Genomic DNA, 22206 nt, shown 5'->3' with positions numbered 1-22206 from the left:
TTTATGCCCTTGAAATCCCCTTTTTAGACCCCATTTACTGGGTATCGAAATATTCATTAGTACAACAAAACAATTTAATTTTTTGGAGCAATTATGGGAAAGATTATCGGAATCGACTTAGGAACCACGAATTCATGCGTTTCAGTCGTAGAAAACAATGCACCTAAAGTTGTCGAAAACGCCGAAGGCGGTCGTACAACTCCATCCATCATCGCTTACGTAGAAGATGGCGAAGTATTGGTTGGTGCGCCAGCAAAACGTCAGTCAGTGACGAACCCTAAAAATACTATCTACGCAGTGAAGCGTTTGATGGGTCGTAAATTTACAGATGCAGAAGTGCAAAAAGATATTAGCCTTATGCCGTACGAAATTGTTCAGGCAGACAATGGCGACGCTTGGGTATCAGCACGCGATAAAAAAATGGCACCACAACAAGTGTCAGCTGAAATTCTGCGCAAGATGAAAAAAACTGCCGAAGATTACCTCGGTGAAGAAGTAACAGAAGCAGTGATTACTGTTCCTGCTTACTTTAATGACAGCCAACGTCAAGCAACTAAAGATGCTGGCCGTATTGCTGGCTTAGATGTGAAGCGCATCATTAACGAGCCTACTGCTGCTGCATTGGCTTTCGGCCTAGACAAGCAAGACAAGGTAGATCGCAAGATCGCTGTGTATGACTTGGGCGGCGGTACGTTCGACGTATCTATTATTGAGATTGCCAACGTTGATGGTGAGAAGCAGTTTGAAGTGCTCTCTACTAACGGCGACACATTCTTAGGTGGTGAAGACTTTGACCAACGTATCATTGATTGGATCATTGCTGAGTTCAAGAAAGAACAAGGCGTTGACTTGAGCAAAGACGTATTGGCATTACAGCGTTTGAAAGACGCTGCTGAAAAAGCCAAGATCGAATTGTCATCTGCACAACAAACAGAAATCAATTTGCCTTACGTGACAGCTGACGCTAGCGGTCCTAAGCATTTGAACTTGAAGTTGACTCGTGCCAAGTTAGAGTCTTTGGTAGAAGAATTGATCAAGCGTACTGCTGGTCCTTGCTTAACTGCGATTAAAGATGCTGGTGTGAACGTGGCTGATATTGACGACGTGATTTTGGTCGGCGGTCAAACGCGTATGCCTGCGGTTCAAGACAAAGTAAAAGAAATCTTTGGCAAAGAGCCACGTAAGGACGTTAACCCAGATGAAGCTGTTGCCGTTGGCGCTGCAATTCAGGGCTCTGTATTGTCTGGCGATCGTAAAGACGTATTGCTCTTGGACGTTACCCCATTGTCATTGGGTATCGAAACACTTGGCGGCGTAATGACCAAGATGATTCCTAAGAACACCACGATTCCTACTAAGCATTCACAGGTTTACTCCACTGCTGAAGACAACCAGCCTGCTGTAACTATTAAGTGCTTCCAAGGTGAGCGTGAGATGGCTGCTGCAAACAAGTTGCTCGGCGAATTTAACCTTGAAGGTATTGCACCTGCGCAACGCGGTATGCCACAAATTGAGGTGACCTTTGATATCGATGCCAACGGTATTTTGCATGTAACCGCAAAAGACAAAACGACAGGCAAAGAGAACAAGATCACCATCAAGGCAAACTCTGGCCTGACCGAAGAAGAAATTCAACGCATGGTTAAGGATGCTGAGGCTAATGCTGCTGAAGACAAGAAGGCACTAGAGCTGGTAACAGCACGCAATACTGCTGACGCTTTGGCTCACTCCACCAAGAAAGCCTTGGAAGAGCATGGTGCTAGCTTAGAAGCTGCTGAAAAAGAAGCGATTGAAGCGGCCTTGAAAGATTTGGACGAAGCAATCAAAGGTAGCGATAAAGAAGTGATTGAAGCAAAAACAGAAGCTTTAGGTAAAGCAAGTCAGAAGCTGGGCGAAAAAGTCATGGCTGCTGAACAGGCTAAAGCTGGTGGCGCTCCTGGTGCCGCTCCTGGTGGCGCAGCTCCAGGCGCTGCTCCTGATGCAGATGTTGTTGACGCTGACTTTAAAGAGGTTGATGACAAGAAGTAATTCTGAAATCAGACATTCGTTAACGTAGTTTTGATGTACTTAAATAACAAGTCGGCCTCGTGCCGACTTGTGTCATTCAGGTTGTTGAGAGGAATAGGCCGTGCCTAAAAGTAAACGCGATTTTTATGAAGTGCTTGGTGTAGCAAAAGGTGCCAGTGATGATGAGTTGAAAAAAGCTTATCGCAAGATGGCGATGAAACATCATCCAGATCGCAATCCTGATAGTAAAACGGCTGAAGCCCAGTTTAAAGAAGTTAAAGAGGCTTACGAAACCCTAACTGACCCTAATAAGCGCGCAGCTTATGATCAATATGGCCATGCTGGTGTTGATCCCTCCATGGGCGGCGGATTCGGTGGGGGTGGTTTTGGCGGCGGCGGTTTTGCGGATGCCTTTGGCGACATCTTCGGCGATATTTTTGGTCAAGGCGGCGGACGTCAGTCTGGCCCTCAAGTTTATAAGGGCGCTGACCTGCGCTACAACATGGATATCACGCTTGAACAGGCGGCTGAGGGTTATACAACCCAAATTCGTGTACCAAGCTGGAGCAATTGCAAGCCATGTCATGGCACTGGTGCGGAGCCAGGATCGAAAGCGGAGACATGTACCACTTGTAATGGTCATGGCCAAGTACGTGTGCAGCAAGGCTTTTTCTCTATGCAGCAAACTTGCCCTAAGTGCCGCGGTACTGGTGAGTACATTCCTAAGCCTTGCAAAACTTGCCACGGCAGCGGAAAACACAAAGAACAAAAAACACTTGAGATCAAAATACCAGCGGGTATTGATGATGGCATGCGTGTTCGTTCAGTTGGTAACGGCGAACCAGGTATCAACGGTGGACCATCTGGTGATCTTTACGTAGAGGTGCGCGTAAAACCCCATAAAGTATTTGAGCGCGATGGTAGCGATTTACATGTACAAATGCCAATCTCTTTTGCGACAGCGACTATCGGTGGTGATATTGAAGTGCCAACACTTGCTGGGCGAGTTGAGTTTCCTATTCCAGAGGGCACTCAGACCGGTAAGACATTCCGCTTGCGTAACAAAGGTATTAAGGGCTTACGCTCAACTTTGGTAGGCGATCTTTTCGTGCATGTTTTGGTGGAAACGCCAATTAAACTCACTGATGAGCAAAAGAAACTGTTGCAAAAGTTCGATGACAGTCTAAAGTCGGGTGGCGACAAACACAGCCCCCAACAAAAAGGTTGGTTTGACGGGGTGAAGAGTTTCTTTAGTTAGTAGCTGGTAGATAGGCTAGCTGGCAATTAGCCAGCAAAGCCGTACTCAGGTCCGGGGAATTTCCCGGACTTCACTTCGCGAACATAAGCCTTAACGGCTGCTTCGACAGAGTGATGGCCGTCCATAAAGTTTTTTACAAACTTCGGCGGCTTTCCTGGGCTGATGCCCAGCATATCTTGCAGAACCAATACTTGCCCTGAGCAATCTGGTCCGGCGCCAATGCCAATCGTTGGAATATGAAGTTCAGCAGTAATTTTTTCACCTAGTGAAGATGGAATTGCTTCTAAAACTACCATTTGAGCCCCAGCTGCTTGGCAAGCAAGCGCTTGTTCCAGCATGACACTAGCGGCATCTTTAGATTTGCCTTGCACCTTGTACCCGCCCAAGACGTGAACAGATTGTGGCAACAAGCCTAAGTGCGCGCAGACAGGAACGCTTCGAGCTACCAAGTGGCTAATAACATTCACCTGCCACTCACCACCACCTTCAAGCTTCACCATATCTGCACCAGCGCGCATCAGTTGAGCGGCTGAATCTAAGGCTTGTACGGGATCTCCATAACTTGCAAATGGCAGGTCGGCAATGAGAAATGCATGGGTATTGGCACGCGCTACACATTCGGTGTGGTACGCCATTTGCTCAATGGTCACTGGTGTAGTGCTGGAGTGTCCTTGAATCACATTACCCAGAGAGTCACCAACCAAAATAGTTTCAACTCCGCAGCGATTCAGAAGCGCTGACATGGTTGAATCATATGCAGTAAGCATAGAAATTTTTTCACCCTCAGCATGCATTGCGAGGAGCTTGGTAATCGTGATCGGCTTATCGCCCTGTAAGTAACCCATGGCGAGAGTTTAATGAATTAATGCGCCGTTTGGCTATAAACGTCTTTTTCACCGCAATTGCAGTTCCTGCAAGGGAGTTTTTCTATTCTTTGGTGGGCTACGTTAGGTAAATAGGCCTTGAGTTCACCCCAGTTGGGTAGAAAGAAGTCTGGTGCTATTTCCAGTAGGGGTAAAAGTACAAAAGACCGCTCGATGATTTTTGGGTGCGGAAGCATTAATTCAGTTTCATTCTGAGCAACCCCTTCAAAAGACAGGATATCGAGATCAAGTGTGCGAGGGGCATTTGCATATGGCCGTTCACGACCAAACTCTTGTTCAATAGCCTGGCAAACGTGCAAAAGACCGTACGGGCTTAATTCAGTTTCCACTTCAATCACGGCGTTAATGTAGTCGCCACCCAAAGCCTCAACGGGCGCGCTTTGATAAAAACAGCTTTTTGCTAGGATCTGCAGTTCGGAGCGCAATGCCAAGCAAACAATGGCATCAGTAATAAGCTGACGCGTGTCGCCGATGTTGCCGCCAAATCCGATATATGCCCGTGCCATAAGTTTCCAAACTAGAGATGAAACTACTTTACTGAAATTTCTCTAAGTTTGCTTAGCTTGCTGCACTTTCTGGGGGCACTGCTGATTTGGGCTTTCTACGGCGCCGTCTTTTGGCTGGGCTTGGACTGTTGCCGGATTCATTTTTAACGCTAGCCATGAGCTCGTCTTGGCCTGTGGGGTCAGCTGCGATGAAGTCCGTCCACCACTGGCCAATTGCAGGATTTAATTCTCCGGTGGCGCAACGGAGCAGCATAAAGTCATAACCTGCCCTAAAACGAGGGGATTCGATCAGGCGGTAGGGGTAGCGCCCCACACGTCTTTCAAAGCGGGGTTGCATAGACCAAATTTCGCGCATATCGCTTTCAAAGCGACGCTGAATGGTCATACCGCTACTTTGGGTGGCAATCGTGTCATCCATCGCATCATGTAAGGCGGGAATATTGGCCATCCCTTTAGTGGAATTGGCTTTCCAATTCTTTAATAAGTCAGGCCAAAGTAGGGTGGCAAATAAAAATCCTGCAGAAACACTTTTGCCTGATTGAATTCGATCATCAGTATTGGCTAAAGCCAGTTTTACAAAATCATTCGCCCCTTTGGAGTCCTCGCCTTTATCTAAAATGTGATCTAGCAGCGGAAGTAGGCCGTGATGTAGACCGGCATCCTTCAGTCCCTGGATGGCCTTCCAAGAGTAGCCTGACATCAAGAGCTTCAGAATTTCATCAAAGAGTCTAGCTGAGGGAACATCATTTAATAGCTTGCCTAACTTCGCAATCGGTGCACGTGTAGCGCTGTCTAATTCAAATCCAGTCTTGGCTGCGAACCGAACTGCTCTAAGCATACGAACGGGATCTTCGCGATAGCGCTTGGCTGGATCACCAATCATGCGCAAAGTTTTCTTTTGCATGTCCGCCATGCCGCCGTGATAGTCGAGAACAGTTTCAGAAGATGGATCGTAATACATGGCATTGATCGTGAAATCGCGTCTTGCCGCATCTTCACCTTGCGATCCCCAGACGTTATCTCGGAGGATCCGACCGCTTTCCGCTACATGATCTCCTGCGTTATCCAGTAGAGCTCTAAAGGTCGATACCTCAATAATTTCTGGGTGCCCCTTCCCAAAAAAAGTCACATGCACAATCTGAAAGCGGCGGCCAATCAAGCGCGCTTTACGAAAGAGTCTTTGGACCTGATCAGGCGTTGCGTTGGTTGCAACGTCAAAATCTTTTGGGCTAATACCGAGTGCAAGATCCCTGACGGCGCCACCAACAATAAATGCCTCATAGCCTGCTTGTTGCAATGTATGCGTTACCTTTACTGCATTTTTAGACAGTAAGTGAGGGTCAATACGATGCGCTTTTTTGGGAATGCGTTTTGGGGCGCCAGTATTGTTCGCCTGTGTGTGCTTGACCATTGGGTCACGGCGCAAAATACGTTTAATAAATTTAGTGATCATGCAAACAATTCAAGAATGGGCCAGTTACGCCGCTTCGCTTCATTGCGCAGGCGATCATCTGGATTAGTAGCAACAGGATGACTTACCTTTTCGAGTAAAGGAAGATCATTCATCGAGTCAGAATAAAAATAGCTGTAAGGTAAGGTATCTAGGGATAGTTTTTGAGTCGCCAACCAGTCATGTAGATTTTGAATTTTGCCTTCACGAAAGTTAGGAATACCTTTCACTTCGCCCGTGTAGTTGGCGAGGGGCTGGTTATCGGCCGTTGCGGGCTCTGTAGCAATCAGATGCTCAATCCCAAAACTCTCAACAATGGGTCGAGTGACAAAGCTGTTGGTAGCGGTGATCACGCAACATAGATCGCCAGCATCTTGGTGACGTTTTACAAGATCCATCGCTTGTTGGCGGAGTTGGCCGTTAATCACTTCCTTCATAAAGGCATCATGCCATTCTTTAAGCTGTGCACGGGAGTGCTCTGAAAGAGGCTTTAAAGCAAATCGCAGAAACTCATGAATATCAAGCTTGCCATCTTTGTAGTCTTGATAAAAGCGTTCATTTTGTTGTGCGTAATACTCGCTGTCTACAACACCAATGCGAGCTAAAAATTGACCCCATTCGTAATCGCTATCGCAGGGCAAAAGAGTGTGGTCTAAATCGAAAAGGGCTAGCTGGGTCACGAATGAAATATTGAATAAATTATTTGGGCTGCAAAAGCTCGCGTACAAGAGGCAAGGTTACAGCACGTTTTGTTTCTAATGAGTAGGCATCTAATGCATCAATTAAGGCCATTAAGCTGGGCATATCCCGGTAAAACCGACTTAATAACCAAGGCAACACATCGGGAGATAAAACCAGTCCTCGTGCTTTGGCTGCTTCCTCTAAAGCCTGTATTTTCTCATCATCATCCAAAAGCTGCGTCTGAAAGATCAAACCCCAGCCCAGGCGGGTTCGGAGGTCCTCCCGAAGCTTTAAATTGGCTGGTGCAGCGTCACCAGCCATGAAAATATATACCGCTTTGCTTGCCTGCACTCCATTGAGGATGCGAAAAAGTGACCCAACTAGTCGATCATCTAAACGATCAACATCATCTACAGTAATTACTGACGGAGTGGCGCTTTCTGAGATTCCACCCATTTTTTCTTCGAGGCGAACCCAAGCAGTAGGCTCGAATGGGGTGAGGGCAATGCGATCTAAGCCAGCATGTTCGGCTGCATTCCCAATTGCATCTAGTAAATGTGTTCGCCCGGAACCTTCAGGCCCCCACCAGTAAATCCAACGCTGATTCAGGGGGTTCTCTGAACTTCGAGTATTTGCCTCGCTCCAAGATTTTTCAATATGTTGTAGAGCAGAAATTAATGCGAGATCTTTTCCGGGAAGGTAGTTTTCTAAACTAGCTATAGGTAAGTGACTAATATCTAGCGCAAATTGTTTTGGAAGCGGAGTTGTATTCATTACTACCAATTTATTTTTGATACCAAGCGCTTTGCGTGTAGAGAGACCATAGGTACTTGACGAGGACTAGGCTGACGGCACTAATTGGTAGGGCGAGTAATACACCAAAGAAGCCAAATAGCTTGCCAAACAACAGCAAGGCAAACAAGACTGCTACTGGGTGCAGGCCAATGCGCTCTCCCACCAAGCGGGGAGTCAAGAAGAAGCCTTCTAAGAACTGACCAATGCCAAATAAGATCAGTACACCAATAATTTCTGTGCCCGGGCCAAATTGGAGAAGCGCAGATAAGGTTGCGAGTGTGAGACCTAAGGTGATGCCTATGTAAGGAATCACAATCATGAGCGCGGTAAAGATGCCAAGAGCAGCAGCACCTTTGACGCCAATCAAACTTAAGCCGGCACTGTAATAAATGGACATGATGGCAATGACAATCAACATACCGCGCAAGTATTGAGAGAGCAATCCATCTGTATGCATTGCTAAGTGGTGAACAGTTTCTTGAGCGCGTAGTGGAACTATATTTTTGACTAGACCAAAAAAATGATCCCAGTCCATCAGTAAATAAAACATCACAAAAACAATTAGCACTGCATTCACAAATCCAGCAATCACTGAACTGCCTGACATGAGAACAGTACTGATAGTCGAGGACATTAAGCTATCTGCATTGTCATTAATGTGCTCAGTAATTTTTTGGGTGGCAGTAGCTTTGAGAGAGCCCCAATCAAGGCTAATGTGAAATTCGCTGAGTTTTGGACCAAGCCAGGCCTGGGTATTGGAAATCCAGTTAGGTAGCTGAGCCTTAATAAGTGGAATTTCATACCTCAGGAGGCTCACGAGGAGGCTGAGAACCAAGAAAACAACAATCAGACCTATCAACATGGCCAAGGCGGCAGCGAGCGCACGGGGCACTCTACGCCCCTCAAGCCACAGGCAAAAAGGGCGCAGGGCATATGCCAGAATGAATGCGGTAAGAAAAGGGGTAAAAATTTCGGCCATCGTGCTTCAATCCTCTAGAATTCAATGATTCTACTGACGAAGTAGCATTTTTTACTAATATTCCGGCTCCGACATGACTTCATCTACTAATTCTTCCTCAAAAGGCCTTTCCTACCGTGACGCAGGCGTCGATATTGATGCTGGGGACGATTTGGTCGATCGTATTAAGCCGCTGGCCAAAAAGACCATGCGTGAGGGTGTTCTGGCCGGAATTGGTGGCTTTGGAGCCCTTTTTGAGGTGCCTAAGCGCTACAAAGAGCCAGTTTTGGTTGCCGGTACTGATGGCGTTGGCACCAAGCTAAGGTTGGCATTCGAGTGGAATCGCCATGAAACGATTGGCCAGGATTTAGTGGCCATGAGTGTGAACGACATCTTAGTTCAGGGCGCTGAGCCACTGTTCTTCTTGGATTACTTTGCTTGTGGCAAGCTGACTGTCGACACAGCGGCAACAGTTGTTGGTGGCATTGCTAAAGGATGTGAATTATCAGGCTGCGCATTAATTGGCGGTGAGACTGCAGAAATGCCGGGTATGTATCCGCCAGGTGAATACGACTTGGCTGGTTTTGCAGTGGGTGCTGTTGAGAAATCCAAAATCATTACTGGCGCCACCATTGTTCCGGGGGATACGGTTTTAGCAATTGGTTCTAGTGGTGCCCATTCGAATGGTTATTCATTAGTGCGCAAGATTATTGAACGTGCTGGTGCAAAGCCAAGCGATGATTTAGGCGGTCGCCCATTGGGTGATGTGGTGATGGCACCAACCGAAATTTATGTAAAGCCACTTTTGAAATTGATTTCTGAAATCAATGTAAAAGGAATGGCGCATATTACTGGTGGTGGTTTGGTGGATAACGTACCGCGCGTGCTCCCAGAAAATACGCAAGCGGTATTGCATCGCGATAGTTGGCAAATGCCAGAGCTCTTCCGTTGGTTGCAAATGAAGGGTGGCGTTGCTGATGCAGAAATGGTGCGTGTATTTAACTGCGGTATCGGTATGGTGGTAATCGTTTCACCAGATCAAGCAGATGCTGCGATCAACTCATTAACTGCTCAGGGTCTCAAAGCTTGGACAGTTGGCGAAGTAGTTGAGCGTCCCAAAGATGCACCACAGACTATCGTTATTTAATCTACCAAGCTAGTCACTTAAATTCTTCTTGCAGTAATCCAGAGCCGCCTTCAACTCTTCGGGGTTGAAGGGGTCAAATGTTTTTCTCCCCTCAATTGCACGCAGCCACGTGAGCTGCCGCTTACCAAGTTGTCTAGTTGCTGCCAATGCTTTGTAGCGCATCTCCTCGGCATTAATTTCTCCATTGAGAAATTCCCAAGCTTGGCGATAGCCTACTGAACGAATCGCTGGAAGATCTGCATGTAATCTAGTATTTATGCGGAGCGCTTTAACTTCATCCATGAATCCCGCAGCAAGCATTTCATCAAAACGTTTTTCTAGATTCAGGTGTAATCGCTTGCGATCATTTGGTTCTAGTGAAACCAAATTAATCCATGGTGGAATGGCAGAACCCTCTCTACCATCTTCACTGGGTGAGTCAGCAAGTAATGCTGACATGGGTTTGCCAGTGATTTCAAAAACCTCAAGTGCGCGCTGCACTCGTTGAGAGTCATTTGGCTTTAAGCGAGCAGCAGTTTCTGGGTCAATCTTAGCAAGCTTATCGTGCATTGCCGGCCATCCGATGTCTTTACCTTCTCCATCTAGACGAGCCCGAATTTCAGGATTGGCAGGGGGTAGCGAGGAGAGTCCATGCGCCCATGCGCGCCAATACAACATAGTTCCACCTACAACAACGGGGATATTTCCTCGCGCACGAATCTCAGTGCATAGTCGTTTTGCATCTTTAGCAAAGCGCGCCGCTGAATACACTTCGGTGGGATCGATGATGTCAATTAGATGATGAATGACTGCAGCTTGTTCAGCTTTCGTTGGTTTAGCGCTGCCTATGTCTAAACCGCGATAGACAAGGGCAGAATCCATGCTGATGAGTTCAAGTGTCTGGCCAATAGATTTTGCATACTCAGCCAAAGACATGGCGAGATGGGTTTTGCCTGCACCAGTAGGCCCAACAATACAAAGAATGGGGGCATTGCCTGGAGCATGCATAGGCTGAATGTAAGGTTCAGTTGGCATACCTGATTATAAGAGCCTGTTAATATCCGCAACAACCCATAAGTTAGAGAGCGAGTCGATGGATACCCTTTTGCAAATCAGTGATTTATTGCTTCATATCGATAAACATCTAGATGTAGTGATTCAGCAATATGGCCCCTGGGCTTATGGTTTGCTATTTGCGATTGTGTTTGCAGAAACCGGCTTAGTGGTGGCGCCATTCTTGCCGGGCGACTCTCTCTTGTTCATTGCTGGTGCTTATTGCGCTACCGAGCATTTCAATATCTTGACCTTATGTATCGGTTTGTTAATCGCTGCGGTCGGAGGCAATACCGTGAACTATTTCATTGGTCGCTGGATTGGCAAGCGTGTATTTAATAGTAAATCGCGCTGGATTGATCAAGGCGCCCTATTGAAGACGCAGGCGTTTTATGAAAAGCATGGTGGCAAGACCATCATACTTGCTCGCTTCTTGCCGATCATCAGGACCTTCGCACCTTTTATTGCCGGTGTATCTGAAATGCATTTTTCCCGTTTTCAGTTTTTTAATATCACGGGCGCGGCCTTGTGGGTATTCGGGTTGGTAATTGCAGGATATTTCTTTGGCAATATTCCGATCATTCGCCAGAACCTGAATGTGATCGTTCTGGTAGGTGTTGGTGCAGCCGCTATTCCCGTGGTTTTAGCGGCGCTCTACAAAATATTCCAACGCAAGCAAGACTAAAGAAGGCAAAGCACTAAAGCTAAAGTAGTCTGGCTTTAGTGCAGCTTGGTTTGGCTTTCCAGTGTGGCGATATGGTCACGAATATCTCCGGCATCTTCAGCTTCCGGCATTTCGCTCAGATAGCGATGCATATCCGCCAATGCGGGACGTAAATACTCTAGCTGTGCAAATATCAAGCCTCTATCTCGAATTTCTTCAACAGAGTCTGGCAGCAGAATGACGAGACGTTCTTGAATCCCCAATAAACGCTCCCAGCGCTCATGTTCTGAGTAGATCATTTTGAGGTTCCTTAGAAAACGCGACAGAATCTCTCTCGAGCTAGAGGCGCGCAGGAAGATGTTCAGCGGCAGGCTGAGCTCGCCGCGATAACCCTTGGCATCTAAGTAGGGGTCTAGCATCTCTTGCAATTGGTGTTTCGAGAGTGATTCTCCTGTGAGAGGATCCATGATTACTTCACCTTGTTGCAAAGAGATGCGCATCATGAAGTGATTGGGAAATGAAACCCCCCGTATCTTTAAGCCAATTTGATTGCCTAGTTCCATCATCAGAATCGCCAAGGAAATTGGAATGCCCCTACGATTCTCGAGTACGTAATGCAAGTACGAATTCTCGGGCGCATAAAAGTCATTGGGGTTTGGACCAAATCCGAGTTCGTTATAAAAGAAATGCTTGAGAATTTGTAAGCGTTGAACTGGTGATGTATCTGGAGTCACGCGTGACTTTAATTTATTACCTAATTGATCAAGCTGATCCAGCACGTGTTGGACATCTAGATCGGGATAGGCATGTTGTGCGACAGCGATTGCAGCCTCCGTTAAAGGGAGGTGTTCGTCTTCAGCAACTAGGGAAGTGAAATAGTCGAGTTGTTGTGTTGGCATAAGGCCTATTTTGCATGACGTAAGAATTTTTGCCAGCGAATTCCAACCAGGGCTAGGGATGCGAAGTAAACGATGGCAGCAATACCTAGCCATGCAGCAAGTAAACCAACGCGAAGCCATGGTTCGGCTTGAAGCTCAATCCAATTGTGTGCGCTGGCAGCATAAAAAAGCACTGCCGCAAAAGGAATCAGCGCCAGGAATAGTTGACCTAAGTACTTGGCCCAAGCATTGCTGGGTAAAGCGCCACGTCGATGTAGGCCAACCCACAGTAGGGCAGCATTCAGGCAGGCGCCCGTACCGACGGAGAGAGCAAGCCCAGCATGACCAAGCCAGGGCACAAAGACGAGGTTGGCTAGTTGAGTAGCCACTAAAACGAATAAACCAATTTTGACTGGGGTGCGGATATCTTGGCGAGAATAAAAACCAGGAGCCAAAATTTTTACCAAAATCAAGCCAATCAGCCCAACTCCATAGGCGGCTAAAGCTCGCTGCGTCATTACTACATCAAGCGCATTAAATTTGCCATAGTGATACAAGACAGCAGCTAGAGGCTCTCCGAAAATAAAGAGTGCAATTGCGCAAGGTGCTGCTAGTAAGAAGGTAAGTTGCAGTCCCCAGATTAATAATTCACCTGCGTGTACTAAATCATTCTTGGCATTGGCTTTACTTAAGCTTGGCAGCAGCACGGTACCGAGCGCTACTCCAAGTAGTGCGGTAGGAAACTCCATCAAGCGATCTGCATAAGATAGCCAGGAAACACTTCCTGCCTGCAGGCGTGAAGCGATGTTTGTATTGATGATGAGGGAGATTTGTGCGACTGAAACTGCAAAGACTGCTGGCCCCATTAAACGCAACACTCGTCTTGCATCTGGATTGGCGATGGCTGTTTTGATAGCGCCTGGTAACAAACCAATGCGCGGTAATAGACCAATGCGAGATAGCGCAGGAATTTGAATGGCTAGTTGCAATACGCCGCCAATGAGAACGCCAATGCTCAGGGCATAAATCGGTTGATCTAAATGTGGCGATAAAAAGATGGCGCTGCCGATTAAGGCCAGATTAAGTAAAACGGGCGTGAAAGCGGGGATGGCAAAGCGGTGATAGGTGTTCAGAATGCCCGCGGAGAGTGAGACCATGGAAATCAGCCCGATATAAGGGAACATGATGCGGGTCATGACAACGCTGGCGTCATAGGCCGGACCCCCTTTAAAGCCTGTAGCAATGGCCAAAATGAGCAAGGGGGCGCCTATGACTCCAAGTAGTACTGTGAGCAGCAAGGCCCAAAATAAGAGCGTGGCGACCGCATTTACAAGGATTTTGGCCTTACTTTGGTCCTCATTTGTGGAAATTTCCCCCAAAATAGGCACAAAAGCCTGAGAAAAGGCCCCTTCTGCGAAAAGCCGGCGTAGCAAATTGGGTAGTCTAAAAGCCACATTAAAGGCGTCCGTCCACTCGGAGGCCCCGAAACTACGGGCTATCAGGGTCTCCCGGAGCAGGCCCGTAATACGGGAAAGCATGGTCAGGGAGCTGACCTTAGCGGCGGCAGAAAGCAGATTCATGAGCCGATTTTCACCTATTTATCGGTCGGCTGGGCTTTTTTGCCCCTTTAAGGTAAAATCTTGGGTTTTGGCGAGCTTGCTTATGAATCTGGCAAGTCCGCAAGATTTTTAACTAATCGCATTTTGAATTTATAGAGGCAAGGTTTAAAGATGGCCAATACAGCACAAGCGCGCAAGCGTGCACGCCAAGCAGTAAAACAAAACGAACACAACTCCAGTTTGCGTTCAAAGCTCCGCACTTCCATTAAGGCAGTTCGTAAAGCGATCGAAACTGGTGACAAAGCTGCTGCAGCGAAAGTTTTCTCAGCAACTCAGGCAACAATCGACAAGATTGCTGACAAGAAGATCGCTCATAAAAATACTGCGGCTCGTCAGAAGTCACGTTTGTCTGCAGCTATCAAGGCGATGGCAGCGTAATAGAGTTTTAGTTTTAGGCTGGTCGAAGTAGTTTCGACCTAGGCCCGCTCCTCAACAGAGCGGGTTTTTGTTTTTAAGGCTGTGCTGAGGCTGTTGGGTTGAACTCACATGCCTCTTCGATCGGTAGGTCATTGTCTTTGGCAAAGTTCATGACAAAGTCTAGCGCTCGAGGATCTAAGTCTCTCAGTCGAGTATCAATAACAACGCATTTCACTTTTGCAATAAGCACTGGTCTGACATAGGGCGAATAAGTGAAGCGAGGGTCCCCGGAATCACCGGGAGGGCGAAAAGTAGCCATCACCCCGCACAGACGCTCTGCCCAATCGCTGGGCCGAAATGGTTTGCCAGAAGTGGTAATGCCTTGAATGAAAAGCTTTTTGTGGTTCAAGTTCGCGTAATGATGGTTGTGAGAAATAGTATTACTAAGTCCTCTAGCTTAACAGCCTGAGTTGGCCGTAAGATGACTTTAGGATCTATTTTCGTGCAGCCGAATGTTTGAAGAAAAAAATGCAAGCCAAAACTTTAGTAGAAAGCTCAACTATGACATCGCTGGCAAAGCCTCAAGCGCCCGGGAAGGTGAAGCACTACCTGCAGTTTTCCGACCTGACTCGTGAAGAGTATGACTATTTACTGAAGCGATCCGCCTGGCTCAAGGCTAAGTTCAAGAGTTACGAAACCTGGCACCCACTGCATGATCGCACCTTGGCAATGATTTTTGAGAAGCACTCCACCCGTACTCGCCTGTCCTTCGAGGCAGGCATACATCAGCTTGGTGGTCACGCGGTATACCTAAACACTAGAGACACTCAGTTGGGCCGTGGCGAGCCGGTAGAGGATGCTGCACAGGTGATTTCAAGGATGACGGACATCATCATGATTCGTACCTTTGGCCAAGAGATTATTGAGCGGTTTGCCTCTAACTCTCGCGTGCCAGTAATTAATGGTCTGACAAATGAATTTCATCCATGCCAAGTGTTGGCTGACATCTTTACCTTTGTAGAGGCCCGTGGCCCCATTCAGGGAAAGACCGTTGCATGGGTAGGTGATGCCAACAATATGGCCTATACCTGGCTTCAAGCTGCCGAATGTTTAGATTTCCAGTTACGCTTCTCGGCTCCAGAGGGTTATCAATTAGATGCTGCGCGTTTGACGCCAAAGGCAGCAAAACATTTGACGATTTGTGCTGACCCTAAGGAAGCTTGTAAAGATGCTGACTTAGTTACCACGGATGTATGGACGAGCATGGGCTATGAGGCAGAAAATACTTCGCGCATGAATGCCTTTCAGGATTGGATGGTTGATGAAGAGTTGATGTCGGCCGCTAAGCCAGACGCGTTGTTTATGCACTGCTTGCCAGCGCATCGTGGTGAAGAGGTTTCGGCTGCTGTCATTGATGGCCCGCAAAGCATTGTTTGGGAAGAGGCGGAAAATCGCTTACACGTTCAAAAAGCGTTGATGGAGTATTTGCTCTGTGGGCGTTTGGATTAAATAGTTTTTTTTAGTTAGTTATTGAATAATTTTTTGATTGAATAAGAAAACATGTCTGATATTAAAAAAGCAGTCTTAGCGTATTCCGGTGGTCTAGATACAAGCGTGATCTTGAAATGGCTTCAAGATACTTATGGCTGTGAGATCGTAACCTTTACAGCTGACTTAGGTCAGGGTGAAGAGCTGGAGCCGGCACGTGCTAAAGCTTTGCAGTTTGGCATTAAGCCTGAAAACATCTTTATCGATGACTTGCGCGAAGAGTTTGTCCGCGACTTTGTATTCCCCATGTTCCGCGCAAATACGATTTACGAAGGCGAATACCTATTGGGTACATCTATTGCTCGCCCACTAATTGCTAAGCGCCAAATTGAAATCGCCCGCTTAACTGGTGCAGATGCTGTATCTCATGGCGCTACCGGCAAAGGTAACGACCAGGTTCGCTTTGAGTTGGGTTACTACGCCTTAGAGCCAGGAATCAAAGTAATCGCTCCTTGGCGTGAATGGGATCTCCTTTCTCGTGAGAAGTTAATGGCTTACGCAGAAAAGCATGGCATTCCGGTTGAGATGAAACACAAGCAGGGTGGCTCGCCATACTCTATGGATGCAAACCTTTTGCACATTAGCTATGAAGGCCGTCATTTAGAAAATCCTAATGCTGAGGCTGAAGAGTCAATGTGGCGTTGGACGGTGTCTCCGGAGAAAGCTCCAGACGCCCCAGAAATTATTGAAATTGAATTTAAAGCTGGTGACCCTGTAGCAATTGATGGCAAAACTTATAAGCCACATGAGTTGTTGGCTGAGTTAAATCGTATTGGCGGTAAGCATGGCATTGGCCGCCTAGACCTTGTTGAAAACCGCTTTGTTGGTATGAAGAGTCGTGGATGCTACGAAACTCCTGGCGGCACAATCCTTCTGAAGGCGCACCGTGGCATCGAAAGTATTACCTTAGATCGTGAAGTAGCTCACTTGAAAGATGATCTGATGCCACGCTATGCAAGCTTGATATACAACGGCTTGTGGTGGGCGCCAGAGCGTCTTGCTTTGCAAGCCTTGATTGATCATACGCAACAGGCTGTAAATGGCGTTGTTCGCCTGAAGCTCTACAAAGGATCTGTATCCGTAATTTCACGTGATTCAGCAAATACCTTGTTTGATCAAAACATTGCAACCTTTGATGATGACGGTGGCGCATATAACCAAGCAGATGCTGGCGGCTTCATTAAGCTCAATGCTTTGCGTATGCGTATTGCTGAAATCGCAAAGCGTAAGCGCGCCACGAAATAACTAAAAGAAAAACGCGTAAAAGTAAATAAACGATTAGAACTCAACAGAATAGAAAGAATTAGCATGCAATTTGATCAAGTTTCCGTAGGCAAGAAAGCCAATGTATTTTTCGATGGCAAGTGTGTTTCTCATACCGTGACTTTGCCAAATGGCATTCGTAAGTCAGTTGGCGTTGTGTTGCCAAGCACTTTGCGTTTTGATTTGAGTACCAAAGAGGTCATGGAAGTAGTGGATGGCAATGCTTTCGTCAGTATTAATGGCGCCCCTGAGCAAGAGTTCAAGGCCGGTCAAAGCTGGGAAGTGGAAAAGGGTGGCTACTTCATTATTCGTGCTGAGCAGCCAGTGCATTACGTTTGCCACTTTGAGTAGCTAGAAGATGCTTTAAATAAAGCCACCCTAGGGTGGCTTTATTTTTGTCCGAAAATTAGGCTAAGCTATGACTATGAATATGAATATCTTAAAAGCATGTTTTATTAGCATTACCTTTACTCTTTTCTTTGCTCCCATTGCGCTTGCGCAGTCGGAGAAGGTGGATTTGTATGTTGATACAGCTCGCTATCCAGATGGAGATGAGATTCCTTATGTATTTGTACCTTCCCTTGTATCGCCACCAAAGTATGTCCTGATCGTTATGCCCGGCGGCCATGGGACCATTGGGCTAAAGAAAAACTCAGATGGAACGCCATTTTTTTCGGGCAAAGGTAATTTCTTGGTTCGTGCTAGGGGAATGTTTGCAGATAATGATGTAGCGGTAGTTGTTATTGATCGAGGCAGAAGCTTAAACCGTATGCGCGGAGTTATTGCTGATTTAAAAACTAAATTTCCTACGGCACAAATATACATAGCTGGTACCAGCATGAGTACAACTGAAACGATCTATATGTCTGAGAATATGGATGGAGAGGTTGCGGGCTTCATTCATACTTCTTCAGTAGGTGCGATTGGTGGCCTGGATACCAGAAATCGTAAAAGCCGGAACTTGATCGTGACTCACAAGCATGATGGATGCACACGTATTACACCGACAAGCTCATCGATTGAGAATGGTCAGCGCTATGGCACTACTCTTTTTGTTATGGAGGGTGGCATTGATGAGGGAGATCCTTGTCAGGCTGCCGGACATCATGGCTACAGGGGAATTGAGCAAGAAGTTGTAGATAAAATAAAAGCCTGGATGCGGCAGGGCTAAGTCTGCGATCTTATTTTTTTGGTAATCCCGTAATCACAGATCCCGGAACAATCACGCGCTCAGAAAACCATTGTTTATTCATCTCTAGCGCATAACGCACAGCTGCTTTAGGGCAGTGGTTATTTGTAGTTTCTGCCTGCATCTCTTCAATATTCACAATCTTGCCATCGTCGGCAATGAATGCAATGGAGAGTGGGATCTTAGTATTGTTCATCCAAAAGCAGTGACCAGCCTTTTGTTCAAAGACAAACAACATTCCAGAATTGGTTGGCATGCTAGTGCGGTTCATGAGGCCAACCTCTCTAGCCTTTGGCGTATCGGCTAACTCAGCTTGAATGCGGTAGATGCCTGCTTTTAATTCAAGAGTTGGTAGGCCGATATTGACTTGTGCAAGCACAAGGTTTGAGCTTGCAAGGAGAAGAAGGGCAAATAGTTTGCGCATAGAGTTTTTATAAATAAGCATGCCTTACATTTTAAGTGAGGCAAATTACGGACGAAAAAAAACCCAGGAACGAATCCTGGGTTTTTAATAATGATCTAAGGACTATTAAGCCGCTTGGATATTGGTAGCTTGCTTGCCTTTAGGACCTTGGGTAATGTCAAACGTTACCTTTTGGTTTTCCTTGAGGGTTTTGAACCCAGGCATAGTAATTGCGCTGAAATGCGCGAACAACTCTTCTTCACCATCATCAGGTTTGATAAAGCCAAAACCTTTTGCATCATTGAACCACTTAACAATTCCGGTCGCCATGCGAACTCCATTACATAAACTTAAAACAACCGTGATGAGGGTAAATACTTTTTAATCAGTCTCAATCCACAACACGCCTAAATAGAACCTCTCTTGAAGCCTACCCCCTGATTGTTTGCCCTTTTTGGAGGGGTGTCAAGGAGTTATATGCATCTACCCCCTATTAAATACCCCTTTTTTTCTAGAAAAATGCCCCAATATGGGTTTAAAGGGCTTTTTTGCGTGTTTTTCGCAACAAGACCCTAGTAAATTAAAGTTTAGATATCTGTGTTTAGAATGTTTCTCATGAGTCGCACACCCAAAAATCCCACTACTGGTAACCCCAGCAATCCATACGTTGAAGACACCCTGCTGCTCGAAAAGGAAATCGAGCAAGTTAAGGCGCCTTCGATGTATAAAGTTTTATTAATGAATGACGATTACACGCCAATGGAATTTGTGGTGATGGTGATTCAGGAGTATTTTAATAAGGATCATGAAACAGCTACACGCATCATGTTGCAAGTACATTTAGTTGGCAAAGGCGTTTGCGGAATATTTACCCGTGACGTTGCTGCTACGAAAGTGCATCAAGTTATTGAACTCTCCCGTGAAGCGGGTCACCCACTACAGTGCACTATGGAGGAAGCATGATTGCCCAAGAATTAGAAGTGAGTTTGCACATGGCGTTTGTTGACGCAAGGGCATCCCGACACGAGTTCATCACAGTTGAGCATTTGCTCGCAGCCTTATTGGATAACGCTACTGCGGTAGAGGTCTTAAAGGCTTGCGCAGTCAATATTGCAGAGCTACGTGCCCAACTTAAAAACTTTATCAACGACAACACACCTGTGGTTCCGGGTAATGATGAAGTTGATACACAGCCAACGCTAGGATTTCAGCGAGTCATTCAGCGCGCCATCATGCACGTACAGTCGACATCGAATGGCAAGAAAGAGGTAACTGGTGCAAACGTGCTGGTAGCAATCTTTGGTGAAAAAGATTCGCATGCGGTGTATTTCTTGCAACAACAGGGCGTCACACGTTTAGACGTTGTCAATTTCATTAGTCATGGTGTACGCAAGGATCAGTCTGAGTATGTGAAACCTGCTGAGCCCTCCCAGGAAACTGAGGAATCTAGTGCTTCTGGCAAAGAAAGTCCTCTAGAGCAATACACCCAGAACCTCAATGTTCTGGCTCGTCAAGGCAAGATTGATCCACTAATTGGCCGTGAGAGTGAAGTAGAGCGTGTAATTCAGGTACTGTGCCGTCGCCGTAAGAACAATCCGCTATTGGTGGGTGAAGCTGGTGTTGGTAAAACTGCTATAGCCGAAGGTTTGGCCTGGAGAATTGTTAAGGGCGATGTGCCTGATATCTTGGCCGATGCAACTGTCTATTCATTAGATATGGGCGCGCTTTTAGCGGGCACCAAATACCGTGGCGACTTTGAGCAACGTTTAAAGAGTGTTCTCAAGTCTTTAAAAGATCATGCTCATGGCGTTTTATTTATTGATGAGATTCATACATTGATTGGTGCTGGTGCAGCTTCTGGTGGAACATTGGATGCTAGTAATTTATTGAAGCCTGCATTGTCCAATGGTCAGCTGAAATGTATCGGAGCAACTACCTTTACAGAATATCGTGGCATCTTCGAAAAAGACGCAGCCTTGTCACGCCGCTTCCAGAAGGTTGATGTTGTAGAGCCAACAGTTGATCAAACCGTGCAAATTCTACGTGGCTTGAAGTCACGTTTCGAAGAGCATCACAGCGTGAAGTATGCGGCCGGTGCATTAGTTGCTGCTGCCGAGCTTTCTGCGCGTTACATCAATGATCGTCATTTGCCTGATAAAGCGATTGATGTTATTGATGAAGCTGGAGCTGCTCAACGTATTTTGCCAAAGTCTAAGCAGAAGAAAACTATTGGCCGCCCAGAGATTGAAGAGATCGTTGCGAAGATTGCGCGCATACCACCCCAATCAGTCACCGTAGATGACCGCAGTAAGCTGCAAACTTTAGATCGTGATATTAAGAGTGTGGTCTTCGGCCAGGATCCTGCAATTGAGGCCTTGGCTAGTGCCATCAAGATGACACGTGCTGGTCTTGGCAAGATCGATAGGCCAATTGGTTCATTCCTATTCTCTGGCCCAACTGGCGTTGGTAAGACTGAGGTGGCTAAGCAGCTTGCTTACATCCTTGGTATTGAGCTTCTGCGCTTCGATATGTCTGAGTACATGGAGCGTCATGCGGTGAGCCGTTTGATTGGTGCACCTCCAGGCTATGTAGGATTCGATCAAGGTGGTTTACTGACTGAAGCCGTCAATAAGAAGCCGCATTGCGTTCTCTTGCTTGATGAAATCGAGAAGGCCCATCCTGACATCTTCAATATTCTTTTGCAGGTGATGGATCACGGCACATTAACGGATAACAATGGTCGTAAGACTGATTTCCGTAATGTGATCATCATCATGACCACGAATGCTGGTGCTGAAGCCATGCAGAAATCAACCATTGGCTTTACCAATGCGCGTGAGTCTGGTGATGAGATGGCGGATATCAAGAAGTTCTTCACGCCAGAGTTCCGCAATCGCTTGGATGCCATTGTTTCCTTCAAAGCACTGGATGAGTCAATCATCATGCGCGTTGTCGATAAGTTCTTAATGCAGTTGGAGGAGCAGCTTCACGAGAAGAAAGTGGATGCAACCTTCAGCCCGGCATTACGAGCCCATTTGGCTAAGCATGGCTTTGATCCTTTAATGGGTGCGCGTCCAATGCAGCGCATTATTCAAGATACTGTGCGTAAGGCGCTTGCTGATGAACTTCTGTTTGGTAAGTTAGCTCAAGGTGGCCATGTAGACGTCGATATTGATGCTGATGGCAAGGTTTTATTGAACTTTGAAGCCCCAGCGTTGCCTGGCAAACGTACTAAAGCTGATGTAGCGCCTGCTGAAGAAATTTGATTAATCAACTGATTTAAATAAAACAAACCAAAAAAGGAAAATATGTCCCATCACGATAAATTACTAGAAGCTTTTGAAACTTACAAAGCCGAGAACGAAAAGTTTCAGGGTAAGGGTGTTAAAGCTTCAGCAGCTCGTGCGCGCAAGGCTTTGCAAGAGATTGCTGGCTCATGCAAAGAGCGTCGTAAGGAAATTACCGCTGAAAAAGAGTCTCGTGAAGGCGCTGGTGCCGGTATGTCACAAGATGCTGCTCGCAAAGCACATATTCGTAAGTAAGCGGTCATGCTTAAAAGAAAAGCCA

Annotated in this window: 24 protein-coding genes; 12 read left to right on the top strand and 12 right to left on the bottom strand. The window is 46.6% G+C overall.

Features of this window, described 5'->3' with window-relative positions; genetic code table 11:
- Nucleotides 1-93 precede the first annotated feature (93 nt).
- Together dnaK and dnaJ are read left to right on the top strand one after the other, a co-directional pair.
- The gene (gene dnaK, locus ICN20_RS02650) at nt 94-2028 is read left to right on the top strand and encodes a molecular chaperone DnaK (RefSeq protein WP_216237984.1); all 1935 of its coding nucleotides are present in this window, start codon (nt 94-96) and stop codon (nt 2026-2028) included.
- A 100-nt stretch (nt 2029-2128) separates the two neighbouring features.
- A complete protein-coding gene (gene dnaJ, locus ICN20_RS02645; RefSeq protein WP_216237983.1) occupies nt 2129-3265 on the top strand; it encodes a molecular chaperone DnaJ in 1137 nt (378 codons plus the stop codon).
- 26 nt (nt 3266-3291) lie between these two features.
- Here dnaJ and panB read toward each other — a convergent pair whose 3' ends face one another.
- From panB to ICN20_RS02615, 6 genes are read right to left on the bottom strand one after another with little or no spacing between them, the layout of a single operon-like run.
- Nucleotides 3292-4110, bottom strand: a complete 819-nt coding sequence (gene panB, locus ICN20_RS02640) for a 3-methyl-2-oxobutanoate hydroxymethyltransferase (protein ID WP_216237982.1) — start codon at nt 4108-4110, stop codon at nt 3292-3294.
- Between the two features lie 17 nt (nt 4111-4127).
- Nucleotides 4128-4655, bottom strand: a complete 528-nt coding sequence (folK, locus tag ICN20_RS02635) for a 2-amino-4-hydroxy-6-hydroxymethyldihydropteridine diphosphokinase (RefSeq protein WP_216237981.1) — start codon at nt 4653-4655, stop codon at nt 4128-4130.
- A gap of 52 nt (nt 4656-4707) precedes the next feature.
- On the bottom strand, nt 4708-6108 hold the full coding sequence (gene pcnB / locus ICN20_RS02630; RefSeq protein ID WP_216237980.1) for a polynucleotide adenylyltransferase PcnB: 1401 nt from the start codon (nt 6106-6108) through the stop codon (nt 4708-4710).
- Nucleotides 6105-6785, bottom strand: a complete 681-nt coding sequence (locus ICN20_RS02625; RefSeq protein ID WP_216237979.1) for an HAD-IB family hydrolase — start codon at nt 6783-6785, stop codon at nt 6105-6107. The genes pcnB and ICN20_RS02625 overlap by 4 nt, the downstream gene beginning before the upstream one ends.
- Before the next feature lie 19 nt (nt 6786-6804).
- Entirely contained in the window at nt 6805-7560 is a 756-nt protein-coding gene (locus tag ICN20_RS02620; protein WP_216237978.1) for a DnaA ATPase domain-containing protein, read from the bottom strand.
- A 10-nt stretch (nt 7561-7570) separates the two neighbouring features.
- Nucleotides 7571-8560, bottom strand: coding sequence for an AI-2E family transporter (locus tag ICN20_RS02615; protein WP_216237977.1), 990 nt, complete (start codon nt 8558-8560; stop codon nt 7571-7573).
- A gap of 73 nt (nt 8561-8633) precedes the next feature.
- Here ICN20_RS02615 and purM point away from each other — a divergent pair, with 73 nt between their 5' ends.
- Nucleotides 8634-9686, top strand: coding sequence for a phosphoribosylformylglycinamidine cyclo-ligase (purM, locus tag ICN20_RS02610; RefSeq protein ID WP_216237976.1), 1053 nt, complete (start codon nt 8634-8636; stop codon nt 9684-9686).
- 9 nt (nt 9687-9695) lie between these two features.
- On the opposite strand, the gene miaA is transcribed toward purM, so the two are convergent.
- Nucleotides 9696-10700 (bottom strand): tRNA (adenosine(37)-N6)-dimethylallyltransferase MiaA, encoded by a 1005-nt coding sequence (miaA, locus tag ICN20_RS02605; RefSeq protein WP_216237975.1) that lies wholly within the window; start codon nt 10698-10700, stop codon nt 9696-9698.
- 58 nt (nt 10701-10758) lie between these two features.
- On the opposite strand from miaA, the gene ICN20_RS02600 reads away from it, so the two are divergent.
- The gene (locus tag ICN20_RS02600) at nt 10759-11403 is read left to right on the top strand and encodes a VTT domain-containing protein (protein WP_216237974.1); all 645 of its coding nucleotides are present in this window, start codon (nt 10759-10761) and stop codon (nt 11401-11403) included.
- 35 nt (nt 11404-11438) lie between these two features.
- Here the strand turns inward: ICN20_RS02600 and ICN20_RS02595 are convergent, their stop codons facing one another.
- Nucleotides 11439-12281 (bottom strand): SirB1 family protein, encoded by an 843-nt coding sequence (locus ICN20_RS02595; protein WP_216237973.1) that lies wholly within the window; start codon nt 12279-12281, stop codon nt 11439-11441.
- Between the two features lie 5 nt (nt 12282-12286).
- The gene (gene murJ, locus ICN20_RS02590) at nt 12287-13840 is read right to left on the bottom strand and encodes a murein biosynthesis integral membrane protein MurJ (RefSeq protein ID WP_216237972.1); all 1554 of its coding nucleotides are present in this window, start codon (nt 13838-13840) and stop codon (nt 12287-12289) included.
- A 150-nt stretch (nt 13841-13990) separates the two neighbouring features.
- Here murJ and rpsT point away from each other — a divergent pair, with 150 nt between their 5' ends.
- Complete coding sequence (gene rpsT, locus ICN20_RS02585) at nt 13991-14257, top strand: 30S ribosomal protein S20 (protein WP_215391548.1); 267 nt, start codon at nt 13991-13993, stop codon at nt 14255-14257.
- A 73-nt stretch (nt 14258-14330) separates the two neighbouring features.
- Here rpsT and ICN20_RS02580 read toward each other — a convergent pair whose 3' ends face one another.
- Nucleotides 14331-14645, bottom strand: coding sequence for a DUF3579 domain-containing protein (locus tag ICN20_RS02580; RefSeq protein ID WP_216153261.1), 315 nt, complete (start codon nt 14643-14645; stop codon nt 14331-14333).
- A 152-nt stretch (nt 14646-14797) separates the two neighbouring features.
- On the opposite strand from ICN20_RS02580, the gene argF reads away from it, so the two are divergent.
- The 4 genes from argF (at nt 14798) to ICN20_RS02560 (ending at nt 18218) form a co-directional block, all read left to right on the top strand.
- Nucleotides 14798-15745, top strand: coding sequence for an ornithine carbamoyltransferase (argF, locus tag ICN20_RS02575; protein ID WP_216240158.1), 948 nt, complete (start codon nt 14798-14800; stop codon nt 15743-15745).
- Between the two features lie 51 nt (nt 15746-15796).
- Nucleotides 15797-17029: an argininosuccinate synthase gene (locus ICN20_RS02570; protein WP_216237971.1), complete on the top strand. Its 1233-nt coding sequence runs from the start codon at nt 15797-15799 to the stop codon at nt 17027-17029.
- Between the two features lie 63 nt (nt 17030-17092).
- Entirely contained in the window at nt 17093-17398 is a 306-nt protein-coding gene (locus ICN20_RS02565; RefSeq protein WP_216237970.1) for a pyrimidine/purine nucleoside phosphorylase, read from the top strand.
- Nucleotides 17399-17465: 67 nt separating this feature from the next.
- Nucleotides 17466-18218 (top strand): hypothetical protein, encoded by a 753-nt coding sequence (locus tag ICN20_RS02560; RefSeq protein WP_216237969.1) that lies wholly within the window; start codon nt 17466-17468, stop codon nt 18216-18218.
- 10 nt (nt 18219-18228) lie between these two features.
- Here ICN20_RS02560 and ICN20_RS02555 read toward each other — a convergent pair whose 3' ends face one another.
- Together ICN20_RS02555 and ICN20_RS02550 are read right to left on the bottom strand one after the other, a co-directional pair.
- Nucleotides 18229-18660, bottom strand: coding sequence for a DUF192 domain-containing protein (locus tag ICN20_RS02555; RefSeq protein WP_255534619.1), 432 nt, complete (start codon nt 18658-18660; stop codon nt 18229-18231).
- A 105-nt stretch (nt 18661-18765) separates the two neighbouring features.
- Complete coding sequence (locus tag ICN20_RS02550) at nt 18766-18969, bottom strand: cold-shock protein (RefSeq protein ID WP_011903586.1); 204 nt, start codon at nt 18967-18969, stop codon at nt 18766-18768.
- Between the two features lie 276 nt (nt 18970-19245).
- Between ICN20_RS02550 and clpS the strand changes: the two genes are divergently transcribed.
- The 3 genes from clpS to ICN20_RS02535 are packed head-to-tail and all read left to right on the top strand — an operon-like array spanning nt 19246 to nt 22181.
- On the top strand, nt 19246-19602 hold the full coding sequence (gene clpS / locus ICN20_RS02545) for an ATP-dependent Clp protease adapter ClpS (protein ID WP_370624552.1): 357 nt from the start codon (nt 19246-19248) through the stop codon (nt 19600-19602).
- On the top strand, nt 19599-21905 hold the full coding sequence (gene clpA, locus ICN20_RS02540; RefSeq protein WP_216237967.1) for an ATP-dependent Clp protease ATP-binding subunit ClpA: 2307 nt from the start codon (nt 19599-19601) through the stop codon (nt 21903-21905). The genes clpS and clpA overlap by 4 nt, the downstream gene beginning before the upstream one ends.
- 42 nt (nt 21906-21947) lie before the next feature.
- Nucleotides 21948-22181, top strand: a complete 234-nt coding sequence (locus tag ICN20_RS02535) for a hypothetical protein (protein ID WP_216237966.1) — start codon at nt 21948-21950, stop codon at nt 22179-22181.
- The last annotated feature ends 25 nt before the right edge of the window (nt 22182-22206 follow it).

This window comes from Polynucleobacter sp. JS-Polo-80-F4 (assembly GCF_018881965.1).
Lineage (GTDB): Bacteria > Pseudomonadota > Gammaproteobacteria > Burkholderiales > Burkholderiaceae > Polynucleobacter.
The sequence above is the reverse complement of the archived record's forward strand: the minus strand, read 5'-3'. Positions and strand labels throughout refer to the sequence as shown.